At 52.9% G+C, this 13649-nt stretch carries 13 protein-coding genes; 1 reads left to right on the forward strand and 12 read right to left on the reverse strand.

The features are described from left to right. Positions 1-84: 84 nt before the first annotated feature. From rpoZ to ACFO9Q_RS16320, 6 genes are all read right to left on the reverse strand, one after another. On the reverse strand, positions 85-300 hold the full coding sequence (rpoZ, locus tag ACFO9Q_RS16295; protein ID WP_379183941.1) for a DNA-directed RNA polymerase subunit omega: 216 nt from the start codon (positions 298-300) through the stop codon (positions 85-87). A gap of 16 nt (positions 301-316) precedes the next feature. Further along, the gene (gmk, locus tag ACFO9Q_RS16300) at positions 317-937 is read right to left on the reverse strand and encodes a guanylate kinase (protein ID WP_379183943.1); all 621 of its coding nucleotides are present in this window, start codon (positions 935-937) and stop codon (positions 317-319) included. Between the two features lie 14 nt (positions 938-951). Beyond that, positions 952-1212 carry an extracellular matrix/biofilm regulator RemA gene (remA, locus tag ACFO9Q_RS16305; RefSeq protein WP_020615370.1) on the reverse strand — a complete coding sequence of 87 codons (261 nt, stop codon included), beginning with the start codon at positions 1210-1212 and terminating at the stop codon, positions 952-954. Between the two features lie 325 nt (positions 1213-1537). Next, the gene (locus ACFO9Q_RS16310; RefSeq protein WP_379183945.1) at positions 1538-3439 is read right to left on the reverse strand and encodes a bifunctional homocysteine S-methyltransferase/methylenetetrahydrofolate reductase; all 1902 of its coding nucleotides are present in this window, start codon (positions 3437-3439) and stop codon (positions 1538-1540) included. 33 nt (positions 3440-3472) lie between these two features. Further along, on the reverse strand, positions 3473-4303 hold the full coding sequence (dapF, locus tag ACFO9Q_RS16315; protein WP_379183947.1) for a diaminopimelate epimerase: 831 nt from the start codon (positions 4301-4303) through the stop codon (positions 3473-3475). A 101-nt stretch (positions 4304-4404) separates the two neighbouring features. Beyond that, the gene (locus ACFO9Q_RS16320) at positions 4405-7188 is read right to left on the reverse strand and encodes a calcium-translocating P-type ATPase, SERCA-type (RefSeq protein ID WP_379183949.1); all 2784 of its coding nucleotides are present in this window, start codon (positions 7186-7188) and stop codon (positions 4405-4407) included. Between the two features lie 173 nt (positions 7189-7361). Between ACFO9Q_RS16320 and ACFO9Q_RS16325 the strand changes: the two genes are divergently transcribed. Continuing rightward, positions 7362-9173 (forward strand): Rqc2 family fibronectin-binding protein, encoded by a 1812-nt coding sequence (locus ACFO9Q_RS16325; protein ID WP_379183951.1) that lies wholly within the window; start codon positions 7362-7364, stop codon positions 9171-9173. Here the strand turns inward: ACFO9Q_RS16325 and ACFO9Q_RS16330 are convergent. From ACFO9Q_RS16330 to ACFO9Q_RS16355, 6 genes are all read right to left on the reverse strand, one after another. Beyond that, complete coding sequence (locus ACFO9Q_RS16330; protein ID WP_379183953.1) at positions 9170-10144, reverse strand: MerR family transcriptional regulator; 975 nt, start codon at positions 10142-10144, stop codon at positions 9170-9172. The genes ACFO9Q_RS16325 and ACFO9Q_RS16330 overlap by 4 nt on opposite strands. Next, entirely contained in the window at positions 10116-11006 is an 891-nt protein-coding gene (locus ACFO9Q_RS16335) for a PHP domain-containing protein (protein ID WP_379183955.1), read from the reverse strand. The genes ACFO9Q_RS16330 and ACFO9Q_RS16335 overlap by 29 nt, the downstream gene beginning before the upstream one ends. After that, positions 10997-11908 carry a selenium metabolism-associated LysR family transcriptional regulator gene (locus ACFO9Q_RS16340; RefSeq protein ID WP_379183957.1) on the reverse strand — a complete coding sequence of 304 codons (912 nt, stop codon included), beginning with the start codon at positions 11906-11908 and terminating at the stop codon, positions 10997-10999. The genes ACFO9Q_RS16335 and ACFO9Q_RS16340 overlap by 10 nt, the downstream gene beginning before the upstream one ends. A gap of 212 nt (positions 11909-12120) precedes the next feature. Further along, positions 12121-12558, reverse strand: a complete 438-nt coding sequence (locus tag ACFO9Q_RS16345) for a hypothetical protein (protein ID WP_379183959.1) — start codon at positions 12556-12558, stop codon at positions 12121-12123. 191 nt (positions 12559-12749) lie between these two features. Further along, positions 12750-13013 carry a YlbG family protein gene (locus tag ACFO9Q_RS16350; protein WP_379183961.1) on the reverse strand — a complete coding sequence of 88 codons (264 nt, stop codon included), beginning with the start codon at positions 13011-13013 and terminating at the stop codon, positions 12750-12752. Between the two features lie 104 nt (positions 13014-13117). Further along, positions 13118-13597, reverse strand: a complete 480-nt coding sequence (locus ACFO9Q_RS16355; protein WP_379184582.1) for a YlbF family regulator — start codon at positions 13595-13597, stop codon at positions 13118-13120. Positions 13598-13649: the final 52 nt, after the last annotated feature.

The following is a 13649-nucleotide window of genomic DNA, read 5'->3' on the forward strand; positions in this document are numbered from 1 at the left end:
TTTGCAACTATTCCATCCTAGCGAGCTGTCTCCTCAAGTGAGCACACCTACTTTTGAGACAGCCCCCTCCTGATTATCAAAAGATTATCTTAAGTTATTGCCTGTCTCGCGAGCTTCAACCACCACGATATCGTGGTAGATCTCTTCCAGCGCGACACCTACGAACTTGCGTGCTCTTGGGTTGCGAAGCTCGGACTTGTCACCGTTGCGAAGCATACGTGCACGGCGGGAAGCGGCGACCACGAGGGAATACTTGCTGTCTACCTTAGTCATCATCTCATCAATTGAAGGATATAGCATGAATGGGCACCTCTTTCTAGGCTTTCTCGGTTGTTGCGGCTTGAAGCTCCGTGAGATTCTTAACGAACCGATCTCGGCGGCAATGTTCAGCTACAATAATACTCTCAATTCGATGACAAGCAGCATCAATCTGATCGTTGATGACCGCGTAATCATAATGCTCCAGCAAGTTAATCTCTTCTACAGCCACAGACATCCGGTGATTAATCGTATCCTGTGATTCTGTTCCTCTACCTGTAATTCGCTGCTTCAGCTCATCCAGGGATGGAGGCATGAGGAAAATAAATACGCCTTCAGGGAACTTCTCCTTCACCTTCAGCGCACCTTGCACTTCAATCTCTAGAATAATGTCTCGCCCGCTGGCAATGGTTCGCTCGACGAAGTCTCGCGGTGTGCCGTAGCAGTTGTCGACATACTCAGCATATTCCAGCAATGCATCGCGAGCGATCATATCCTGGAACTGCTCCTTGGACTTGAAGAAGTAATTGACTCCGTCCACTTCCCCTTGCCTTGCAGCGCGGGTGGTCGCAGATACAGAGTAGACTAGTTCAGGCAGCCGCTTCCGCAGGACGGAGCATACGGTTCCCTTACCGACCCCGGATGGGCCGGACAATACGATTAACAATCCCTTATCCATTATAACTCCCCGTACTATTCGTCGTGATCGTCATCCTTCGTTGACAGACGGTGCGCTACCGTCTCCGGTTGAACCGCGGATAGAATGACGTGATCGCTATCGGTAATAATAACTGCGCGTGTGCGGCGGCCATAGGTCGCATCGATGAGCATATGCCGGTCGCGTGCTTCTTGAATGATGCGTTTGATCGGAGCCGATTCCGGGCTTACGATCGAGATAATACGATTAGCTGATACAATATTGCCGAATCCAATATTAATAAGTTTGATGGCCATGTCAGGTTCCCCTCCGGTCTTCCTCGTGCAACTGCTCGAATCAATCAAGATCTATTATAATTGTTAGTACGATGAAGTCCTTCCCAAGCTTACCAGACAGAACCATTGCACTATTCTTGACGAAAAGTGTCCGGAGCATACGTATGTCTCAGCCTTGACACCACGCAGACCTTCCCTCAGATACAAGGACAATCGAATTGTTGCTTAACCATCCATCCGTATCTATTGAAAACTATTTTAATTGATTTTGCACAATCGAACAAGGGAAAAAGCGAATTCCTGCGAAAATCGCCACATTCCTTCGCTTCTTCCCCTATTATGCGGTTCAAACCTTGCTGTGTGGTGAGCCTGTTCGATCCCATACATGCTGGGTTAGCTGCACCGCCATGTCATAGAACATGAACGGAGTCATAATATAAATTCCGTTAAAATACGGCAATGCATGGTCGATCAGCTCTTGGGCGATGCGCACGCCCTCTGCCCGGCCAGCTTCACCTTCAAGCCCTGCCATTCGCCTGCGCACCTCGTCTGACAGCTGTATACCCGGCACTTCGTTGTGCAGGTACTCCGCGTTCCGCCCGCTCGCTAGCGGGAATATCCCGATGAATACGGGAATGCTGAGATGCTTCGTCGCCTCGGCTACTCGCTCCATTAATTCTGCGTCATAGATGGGCTGGGTCATAATATAATCAGCACCAGATGCGATCTTGCGCTCCAAGCGCTGAACAGCCTTATCCAGATGCTTCACATTCGGGTTGAAGGCAGCCCCTACGACAAACTTAGCCTTCTGCTTGAGCGGCTTCCCGGAGAAGGCAATCCCTTCATTCAGCTGCTTAATCATCCGAATCATCTCGAAGGAAGTGAGGTCATACACATTCTTGGAATCCGGCAGATCGCCGAAGGTAGAAGGGTCTCCTGTCACCGCCAGCACATGATTAATGCCTAATGCATCCAGCCCCATCATATGGGACTGCGTACCGAGCAAGTTGCGATCTCGGCATGCGATATGAACAAGCGGCCTAAGACCGATACGTTCCTGCACGAGCGCGCCAAGCGCGAGATTGCTCATTCTGGTCACGGCAAGCGAGTTGTCCGCCATCGTGATGGCATCTGCCCCTACAGCCTTCAGCGCTTCCGCACCAGCCATGAACTTGCGTATGTCAAGATCACGAGGCGGGTCAAGCTCGACGATGACCGTATGGCGCTCCTTCACGAGATCGACAATGCTAGCTTCCACACCCTCGCCGCCTAAGTCATTCCCTGTGCCATGAGTCGTTACTTCAGGCTGAGTCTTGCTTGGTACAGAGATCTCAATTGGCGAATTAGCTGGCTCAGCAGCGACAGCTGATTGAGACAGCTGCGGAGCATAGCCCTCTAAGGCTGCAGCCATAGCTGCAATATGCTCCGGCGTCGTCCCGCAGCAGCCGCCGATAATACGAGCGCCTTGATCCGCGAACTTGCGGGCATAATCTGCGAAGTACTCTGGAGCGGTGGAGTACGTATACTTGCCGTCTACATAATCCGGTATCCCTGCATTGGGGAATACAGACAACGGCACGCCCACTGGGCCATTAATCGTATCAATTGCCCGCATAATGCCATTAGGGCCTGTCCGGCAGTTGAAGCCGATGACATCGGCTCCCTCCTCCTGCAGGCGGCGGAATGCTTCAAGCAGCGGAATCCCGTCTCTCGTACGCCCTACATCCTCAGCAGCGAACTGGCAGATGACAGGCAGATTGCTAAGCGACCTTGCGGCACGCAGGGCGAGCAGCAGCTCATCCAGATCGTAGAACGTCTCGAGCAGCAGCCCGTCAGCCCCCTCATCGATGAGAGCAGCCATCTGTCGCTCGAAGGCGTCTATAATCGTCCGCGGCTCCGCATTCTTCAGCTTCCCTGAGCGAATGGAGCCGACAGCGCCGACCACATAGGCATCTGAGCCTACTGCCGCGCGGGCAACTCGCACGCCTGCCCGGTTAATCGCCTCGACTTCGGACTCAAGGCCATATATAGACAGCTTCTCACTGTTCGCCGAGAACGTATTCGTCTCGATGACTCTAGCTCCCGCTTCATAATACCGGCGGTGCACATTCTCTATGACATCCGGATGGCTCCGGTTGAATTCCTCGTAAGAAACGCCGACAGGGAACCCCATCTGATACAGATAGGTTCCCATCGCGCCGTCTCCTGTTAGGATGCGCTGCTGGAGCGCTTCACGTAACAGCATCATCTATTCACTCCAATCCTTGCATCGGACACTCGTCTACAGCGACCCGCGGTACACTTCCGCAGCAGGCCCAGTCATATAGACATGATTGTCGGTCTCGTTCCATTCAATGAGCAGGTCTCCGCCCTTCAGCGATACCGTTGCTGTGCGGTCAGTCAGACCATTAAGCACGGAAGCAACCACCGTCGCGCAAGCCCCAGTACCGCAAGCAAGCGTAGGTCCTGCTCCGCGTTCCCATACTCGCATATCGGTATGACTGCGAGACTTGACTGTTACGAACTCCACATTAATCTTGCGAGGGAACATCGGGTGAGTCTCCAGCTTCGGGCCCCACTGTGCGAGGTCGAAGTTCACAGCATCATCGACATAGATGACGCAGTGCGGATTGCCCATGGATACAGCTGTGAAGCGGAATTGCTGTCCATCCACTTCGATTGGATGCTCCACCACTTGCTCGGCGTCCACGGTCGTCGGCACCTGCAGACCGTTCAGGATGGGCTCTCCCATATCTACGCGAACCTTCTGTACAACTCCGTTGTCCACCGTAAGCTGTACCTTCTGTACGCCAGCTCCAAGCGTCTCGATCGTAATCTCTTCCTGGCTCGTTAATTTATGATCATATACATACTTGGCGACACAGCGGATAGCATTGCCGCATTGCTCTGCTTCCGACCCATCTGAATTCATAATACGCATCCGGAAGTCCGCCTTCTCTGAAGGGAGAATATAGACAAGTCCATCTGCTCCTATGCCGAAGAATCGGTTGCACACATCGACAGCAAGCTCAGCCGCATTAGCCGGCAGCTCCTGCTCTCCCGCAATCACTACAAAGTCGTTCCCCAAGCCATGCATCTTCGTAAATTCCATTCTCTATGCACTCCCCTTGCCCTATATGCTTGCCTCCTAGCATACCGCATTAGGGGGAGAAAGGCTATTCATAAATCAGACGAACATTTGCACTTTTTGTGTCACCTAGCGGCTTCCCGAGGACCGAAGTTCAGCTTCGCAGGCTTCTTCCTCCGGTTAGAGGAACCAAGCACGCTGCCAATCCCCATGAAGAAGGTCGGAATTCCGGCGGCTACGAAGACGAGGCACCACTCCCGAACATTCAGCGGAACCGTCTTGAAGATCGGCTGCAGCGCTTCAATGTACAGAACGCCGAGCATGAGCAGCAGGGATGACAGTACAGCCAGCACGAGATACTTGTTCTGCAGCGGGTTGCGGTGGAAGATGGAGCGGGAGCTGCGGCAATCGAACACATGTATGAGCTGGGCCATCACTAACGTAGCGAAGGCGACCGTCTGAGCTCGCAGGAGCTGCTCACTGCTGCCTGGCGCCGTCCGAAGCGTAACCCAGAAGGCTCCAAGGGTACATACTCCGATGAGTATGCCTCTTGAGATGATTTTCCAACCGAGCCGCCTTGCAAAAATATTCTCCTTCGCTGACCTCGGCTTCTGCTGCATAAGATCCTTCTCCGCCTGATCGACGCCAAGCGCCATTGCTGGAAGTCCATCGGTGACCAGATTGACCCATAAGATCTGTATGGGAACGAGCGGCAGGGGCAGCCCCGCCATCATGGCCAGGAACATCGTCATAATCTCTCCGACATTGGAGGCAAGCAGATATCGAATGAACTTACGAATATTCTCGTAGATGGCACGCCCCTCTTCAATGGCAGCTACTATCGTGGAGAAATTATCATCACTCAAGATGAGCGAAGACGCTTCCTTGGATACATCCGTGCCGGTAATGCCCATGGCGATCCCGATATCAGCCGCCTTAATCGCCGGTGCATCGTTCACCCCGTCGCCCGTCATCGCAACGACATGCCCCTGCCGCTGCAGCGCCTTCACGATCCGCAGCTTGTGCTCGGGGGATACGCGAGCGAACACGAAGACGTTGTCGACCACTCGGTCAAGCTGCTCCTCCGTCATCGCCTCCAGCTGGCGTCCGCTCAGTGCGATTCCGCCGCGCGGCATGATGCCAAGCTGCCCCGCAATCGCTTCTGCAGTAAGGAGGTGATCGCCTGTAATCATGACGGTCTTGATGCCGGCGCGCCTGCAGGTAGCAATCGCTTCTCTTGCCTCGCGGCGCGGAGGATCAATCATACCGGTCAGGCCGACGAATACAAGCTGGCTCTCCGCTTGCTCTTCTCTCTCGAATAGATCAGATGGCCGCAGGTCTCGGTAGGCGAGGCCAAGCACCCGCAGCGCTTGATGCGCCATCGCTTCCCCGGCATCCGCGCACTTCTGCTTCAGCGAAGCGGTGAACGGCACTACCTTCCCATCCCACAGAATATAGGAGCAGTGCTCCATCAGCACGTCAGGAGCTCCCTTCGTACAGAGCAGCCTTCCTCCTTGGTGTGTGACGACGACGGACATCCGCTTGCGCTCCGAATCGAACGGGAATTCCTGCTCTCGCTTGTACAGCCCCTCGAGCGAGCTCGCAGACATGCCCAGCTTGGACGCCAGGACGGCAAGCGCCCCTTCCGTCGGATCTCCCTTCAGCACCCACTCGGCATGCTCTTCCTTCGCCTTGCGGCGCTTCGGCTCTTCCGCTTCAACCTTCGTTAGGACAGCATTATTACAGAGAGCGGATACTTGGAGCAGCCGCCTAAGTGTAAGATCATGCTTCACATCGATCGGCTTCCCGCCTTCAAGGATGCCCCCCAGAGGCTCATACCCTTCGCCCGTCACCTTCAGATTACGACCGCCTAGCCACACATCCGTGACGGTCATCTTGTTCTGAGTCAGCGTTCCAGTCTTGTCTGAACAGATGACAGAGGCACAGCCGAGCGTCTCGACCGAAGGAAGCTTCCTCACGATGGCCTTGCGCTTAATCATCCGCTGCACACCAAGAGCAAGTGCAATCGTCACTATGGCAGGCAGCCCCTCCGGTATTGCAGCTACAGCCAGGCTAACGCCAGCTAAGAACATGCCGTACCCAGGCTGTCCATGCAGGATGCCTGCGACGACAACCATTATAGTAAGTCCTACTGCGACGATAATCAGAATCTTGCCTAGCTGCTCCAGTCGATGCTGCAGCGGGGTCTCCATAGACTCTGTCTCTTGGATGAGCCCTGCAATCTTGCCCATCTCGGTGTCCATCCCCGTCTTCACGACGATCCCCTTCGCCGTCCCCCGCGTAATCATCGTACCCATGAAGCCGGTATTCTTCTGATCGCCCAGCGGCAGATCTTCCTCAGCAATGCCTGCAGCATGCTTGCCAACCGGCATAGACTCCCCGGTTAGCGCCGACTCTTCCGCATAGCAGCTGTTCGCTTCAATGAATCTGACATCAGCGGGAACACGGTCTCCGCTCTCGAGCAGAATCAGATCTCCGCGCACAAGCTCCTTCGCAGGAATGGACAGCTGAACACCTCCGCGAATGACCTTGGCTGCTGGCGCTGACATTTCCCTTAGGGCGCGAAGCGATCGCTCCGCCCGGAATTCCTGAACGAACCCTAATAGGGCATTAATGATAATAATGGCTACAATAGTAATAGCATCGAGATACTCCCCTAATAGGCCGGAGAGCAGCGTTGCACCCATTAGGATGAGCACCATGAAGTCCTTGAATTGATTGAGCAGCAGCATAACTGGAGAGACCCTCTTGCCCTCCGTCAGCTCATTGCGTCCCAGCTTCGCTAGCCGATCCGCTGCTTCTTCAGCAGTTAGTCCGCTCTCTGGTGAACTGTCCAGGATATCGATTAGCTCCCCTTTGCTTAATTGATGCCATTTCTTCTGATCCATTGCTTCGTTCCCTCCCGAGTTACGGCTACCCTGCTTAGCCACAAGTTTCCATACGGACAGCCTTCCTATCTCACTCTATTCGGACAATCTTCAATTTATCCCAGGAAGGACTTAAGTTTTCACTTCAACTATGGCATGATAGGAAGAGCTCTACATAGAAGGGAACGATCATCTTGGCATTAGACGGCTTCGTCATACGCTCTATCGTACATGAGCTCCAACGATGTGTTGGCGCTCGTATTCATAAGATTCATCAGCCCAGTACACATGATCTGGTCCTCAGCATTCGCGGGAACGGGGCACAGGGGAAGCTGCTGCTGTCCGCTAATCCCACCTATCCTCGTGTTCACTTCACGACAGCTTCCTATACGAATCCAATGGAAGCTCCCATGTTCTGCATGCTGCTCCGCAAATATTGCGAAGGCGGCTTAATTGAAGCCGTCAGGCAGATTGACAATGAACGTATCATCCATATGGATATCCGACAGCGTGACGAACTCGGAGACCTGAACTTCCGGACGATTATCATTGAGATTATGGGTCGCCATAGCAATATTATTCTGCTGGATCCATCTACTGGCACGATTCACGATGGAATCCATCATGTGACGCCATCCATCAGCAGTTATCGAATCATTATGCCTGGTGCAGCCTATGTGGCACCGCCCGATCAAGGCAAGGCGAATCCGATGGCTGCGGGCACTCTTGATGCCTTCCTCGGATTCATGCAAGCGGCCGAAGGTGCTGATGCTGCCGAAGTTCATGCTGATGCTTCATTAGAAGTCAGCCGCCCCCCTTCCACGGAGAGCAGCCCGATGCAGCAGCTCGTTGACACCTTCAGCGGACTCAGCCCTCTGCTTGCTAAGGAGATCGTTCACCGGAGCGGTGTACAGACGGGCAGCTGGGAGACTGAAGAACTCTGGCCTGCGTTCAACAGGCTGATCGAGGATTCCGTTAATCAACGGTATACCCCTACGATCGTAGTTGACGGGAAGGGCAAGGCTTACTTCACCATTACGGAGTTAACTCATATCGAGAGCAGCAAGACCGACTCTTATGACAGCATCAGTGTCTGCCTGGAGGACTTCTACGGGGACAAGGCGGAGCGGGATACGGTCAAGCAGCGAGTAGCGGATCTCATTCGATTCCTCCATAACGAGCGGAATAAGAATACGAAGAAGCTGGACAAGCTGCAGGAGACGCTGAACATTGCGAAGGATGCGGAGAAGTACAGAGTGCTCGGCGAGCTGGTGACGGCCTACATGCATCAGATTCAGCGGGGCGACAAGCAGGTGACGCTGGTGAACTTCTATGATGAAGAACAGACCGAGGTGACGATTGAGCTTGATCCTCAGCTGACCCCTCCGGAGAACGCACAGCGATACTTCCGAAGGTATACGAAGCATAAGAACAGCTTATCGGTCGTCGCGGAGCAGATGACACTTGCCCATGAAGAGATTGCGTACCTGGAAGGTCTGCTGCAGCAGCTGGACAATGCCGCAATTAGCGATATTGATGAGATCCGCGAGGAGCTTGTAGAGCAAGGATACTTGCGCGATCGGAGCAAGCGAGGCGCCAAGAAGGGCAAGAAGAAGTCTGCGAAGCCCGCTCTTCTGTGCTACTCCTCCTCTGAAGGGGTCCCGATCTACGTCGGGAAGAACAATACGCAGAATGAATACTTAACGAATCGCCTCGCAGCGCCAAGCGACACTTGGCTGCACACGAAGGACATCCCGGGCTCTCATGTCGTCATCAGAGGGACTGATTACGGGAATGCGACGTTGGAGGAAGCGGCTATGCTTGCCGCTTATTACAGTCAAGCTCGGTCCTCGAGCATGGTGCCTGTTGATCATACCTACATCCGGCATGTGCGCAAGCCTAGCGGAGCGAAGCCCGGCTACGTTATCTATGATCATCAGAAGACGCTGTTCATCACAGCGGATGAACAGCGTCTGAAGGCATTGCCCTATCAAGTTAGAAGCTAGTTTTTCTTATCCCTCGCGGCTTGCTCAGCAAGCCGCGATTTTATTTGGCCAACGGCACTCTTGCCATCCCCATAGATGAGATGAACACGCTCGGTTCCCGGGAGCAGGCCTTCCTCAGTGATTGCCCGACCCCCGAGGAATACCAAGGTGGATTGTCCGCTGTCAAGGATGCGCTTGTCAAGCTCCTGCAGGAACGGAATGGAGGCCTCCAGCCGTTCGCTGATGGAGAAGCTGAAGGTGAATGCCGCCGGCTTGAGATCGGTAAGGCAATCCATGATTCCCTTCTCCGACGGGGACGTTCCTAGGTAGACGACACGAAGGCCTTCCTGCTGGGCATAGAAGCCGAAGAATAGAATCCCGAGCTCATGCCTCTCCCCAGGACCGCATGCAGTGACGAGCAGCGGGCTCCCGGGAGCAGGCCGGTATAGATTGCGGATGGAGAGCATCTTATCCCGTATGAAGTGGCTGCCGAAGTGCTCTTGATATTCGGATATCTCGCCTCTCTCCCAGCGGTCTCCCAGCTCTACCAGGGCTGGCTCGAGAATATGGGTGAGCAGGTAGTCTAGATGGTGAATCGAGATGAGCTGCTCATAGTAGCGCTGTGCGCTGTCGAGATCAAGCTGCTTGAAGTAGTGAAGAAGCTGATGAATAGGCTGCTTCCAGTCATCGGTATGGGTCTCTGCCTTGTCCTGTCTTGGTCCTTGGTCCAGCTCAAGCACCTTGCTCTCAGTCGTCCCGTAGATCTCATTCTTCCACTCCAATACAGCCATCCCGATCGGAACACCTGCATCCACTCGCTTCTTCAGCCAGCCTAGCGTATCGAGGTCCAGCTTCGTGTACCCGCGATAGCCATTAGGCATGCGCTCAGGGGTGACGGCTTCGTATCGCTCCTCCCACTTGCGTATGAGCTGGGTGGACAATCCGGTCTGCATAGAGGCTTCCTTAATTGTATAGAGACGTCGTTCCATCATCACTTGAGCCCCCTGCCTCTCGGCTTAGCCGCCTTACAGCATCCATACTAGTCCACCGGCTGCCTACAGCGCCATGGTATAAGGTCCCATTGCGCGCTCCATGATAATCTGAACCTCCGGTGGTGATGAGCCCATACTTAGCGGCCAGCGCGCTGTACCTCGTCTCCTCCGGTGTCCCATGATCCGAATGGTACACTTCAATGCCTGTTACACCTTGCTTAATAATCTCTTCAACCAGCTCATCATCGTGATATAACCCCGGATGAGCAATGACACTTGCCCCTCCTGCTTCATGTATCCACTTCAGCGCTTCAACTGGGTCAATGCGGGGTGGATTCACGTAAGCGGCTGCCCCGACGGCCAGATACCGGTCGAAGGCTTCCTGCATCGTAGCAGCAGCTCCTGCCCGGATAATAGCTTCGGCAATATGCGGCCGTCCGACCGTCGAACCGGGCAGATTGCCCGAATGCTTCTGCCTTGCAATCTCGATGACTTGCTCCATCGTTACAGGGACGCCTAGCTGCACAAGTCTATCTACAATCATCTCATTGCGCTTGTTCCTCGTGTCGCGCAAGGAGCGGAGCCTAGTCAGCCACTCCTCATCTTGCCAGCGTATGAAGTACCCTAGAATATGAATATCATTCCCACGAGCGACCGTGCTTAATTCAACTCCAGGAATGACAGTAAGGCCTAACCGTTGCCCCTCCCGGATCGCTTCCTCTATTCCGGCAACCGTATCATGATCCGTAATGGCGATACCAGACAAGCCTGCCTCTGCGGCAAGGCGGACATTGCTCGACGGAGAGTCCATTCCATCTGACGCAGTCGTATGGGTGTGTAGATCCGCTCGTTCTATAGCCATTGCTGCAGATTCCTCTCTCTCAGGAAGGTGAGGAAGGTAACAGCTGAGATGGGAAGCAGAGCCGACTTCAGATAGATGGAATAGAATTGACGCTTGAACTGCGAATCAGAGATCGGAATGATTCTGATCAGCCCCAGCTCAACTTCGTGCTTAACCGATGAAGTCGATAGCAGCGAGATGCCGAGTCCCGCCTCCACTGCCGACTTCACCGCACCCGTGCTTCCGAGCTCCATAACTACCTTAAGACTTGCAGGATCAATCTTCTTCTTCCTGAACTGCTCCTCCATGACGAGCCTTGTCCCAGAGCCTTGCTCCCTTAGGACGAACGGATATTCCGCTACTTCCGCCAGCGTTAGACTCTGTCGATCGGCCAGCGGGTGGTCCTTAGATACAATCAGCTTCAGCTCGTCGCTCATAACCGCCTCCATATGCATATCAGGATGGTTAACCGGCGCCTCTATCAACCCGAAGTTAAGCTGATGATTCAGAATGTCTTCCATAATCTGAGCGGTATTCATGACCTTCATAGAGATGGAGATGGTCGGATATTCCTGTCCGAACGGACCTAACAGCCGAGGCAGAATATATTCCCCGATCGTCAAGGAAGCGCCTAGCTGCAGCCTCCCCTTCAATTGCTTCGTGAACAGCGACATAGCGGCGTCCGTATCACGAATCAATTCAATGCTGCGTTGTGCATAAGGCATGAGCGCCCTGCCCGCTTCTGTCAGCTCGATTCGCTTCGTCGACCGTAGCAGCAGCTTCGTGCCGAAGTAGTCCTCAAGCGATTGTACCTGCATCGTTACCGCTGGTTGAGTCATATGTAGAGCTTGTGCTGCAGCTGAGAAGCTGCCCCGTTCAGCTACCGTATAGAAGATGTGCAATTGATGAAAATTAAGAGCCATACCTTTCCCTTCCTTCACTTTATTCCCCACATTATACTACAAACCTTGTACAAAGTCTCAACATCTTAAAAACATTTCATTTTCCTCCATGTAAGCTGCAACTAGCATCCCATGTACGCCGTTATTCTCATAGAAGCACAGAAAAAAGAAGCATACCGCAGCTCAGGGAAAGAGTTGCGGCATACTTCTCAACATTCATTTGTTCATTCCTTTTACTTTCTCTTACGGCTGTTCTTAATTAGAGTCATTCTTCGAGAATGTCTAAGCCAAGAGTAATAGGACTTCAAATCTCTAAGCTCAATCGTCTCAGACATCCTCCCTAAGAAGGTGACGACAATCATCTTGTGGAGCGGATTGCCCAGCAAGTCTGTATCCGATGGTGATTCAGAGAATTCAGCCACGAATACAAGATCATCATCAATTAAGTATACGTCTTGCTCATTGCGATAATACGGCTCTACGCGTCCTTGCTTCAAGCATTCCCACAGGAACAGCGCGATATCCTCATACCCTGTGCGTTCGCTCTCGACACGGTCTGCCCAGCGGCTCTTGGCGTGGTTCGTTATCACGATATCTGCTACTCTCTTGTCGCCAAGTGTGACATAAAACGACTCATACGTGCTCCATCTGTTCGTCATTTTATCTTTCAATCGCGTTTCCACTCCTCCCCAGGAACCAGGGCTTTATAACTATATCTCTATATTCATCCATTTTACCATGATTGTCCGAGATTACAACAATAAAATAAAGCCTCCCCAATAATGTAACATTATGGGTAACGCTATGTAAAAAAAGAGGCCCTTCACACGAAGATCATGTGAAAAACCTCTATGAGATCTGGTTATATACTGTAGAATCTTGTCTTGTCCGGCACATCACTAGTATATTCGGTCTTAATCTCATTCCGATACGAACGCTCCACCTTGCGAACAAAGGGAAGCCTGCCAATATTACGAGCGGTATCCTCTGCCCGATCGGCATTCATATACATGACTACATAGTGCATCTTGCGAGACATATAATGTACGGTTCCGTACTTCTCTAATGTTCTTGCTGCCTTCAGATCACTTACCCATATAATATACCCTGTTCGTTCCGGTAACATCTCTTCCCTCCGCCTGCCCGTCGTCTATTGCATATACTAGCTTACATGTCCTTATATCATGCTTGGCTGCTTGCCTCGCTTGGGTGTATGTCATGCTTGGCTGCTTAACCGCAGCCTCCGCTGCCGCAGCTGCATGATCCGCCGCTCCCGCAGCTTCCACCCTTGACACCTGGATCATTGCTCGGGACCTTAATCGTATCGGACACCGATTGTGCAATCATCTTGGATACGTCATAGAGCAGCGTATCCACAGCATCCTCTGCATGCTTGAACCGGGCCACACATTCCAACTCATCCAGCTCCTGCTGCACCAGATTGACGGCATCCTTAGCTGCATGATAGTCCGGATGGAATCTGCCGAACCGCTCACATTCCTCGAACAGCTCCTTCGCCTTGGCGAATCGCTTCAGCAGACCCTTCACCTGTACATCCTCATTAACCAGGTTGTTCCAATATTGATATTCGGCCACTTCGGCCGATTGATTAATCCAATCCCCTAATTCATAGGCGCAGAGCAGGAGCGATGCCATATCAATGGAAGACACGCTGCTATCTCCTTGCAGCCGATCATCTCTGCTGTGCATACTATCAACGGCAGTTAGCAATGGTCCACCTCATCTCCCTATACGTACTTCT

Source organism: Paenibacillus sp. GCM10023252, assembly GCF_042653305.1.
Taxonomy (GTDB): Bacteria; Bacillota; Bacilli; order Paenibacillales; family Paenibacillaceae; genus Pristimantibacillus.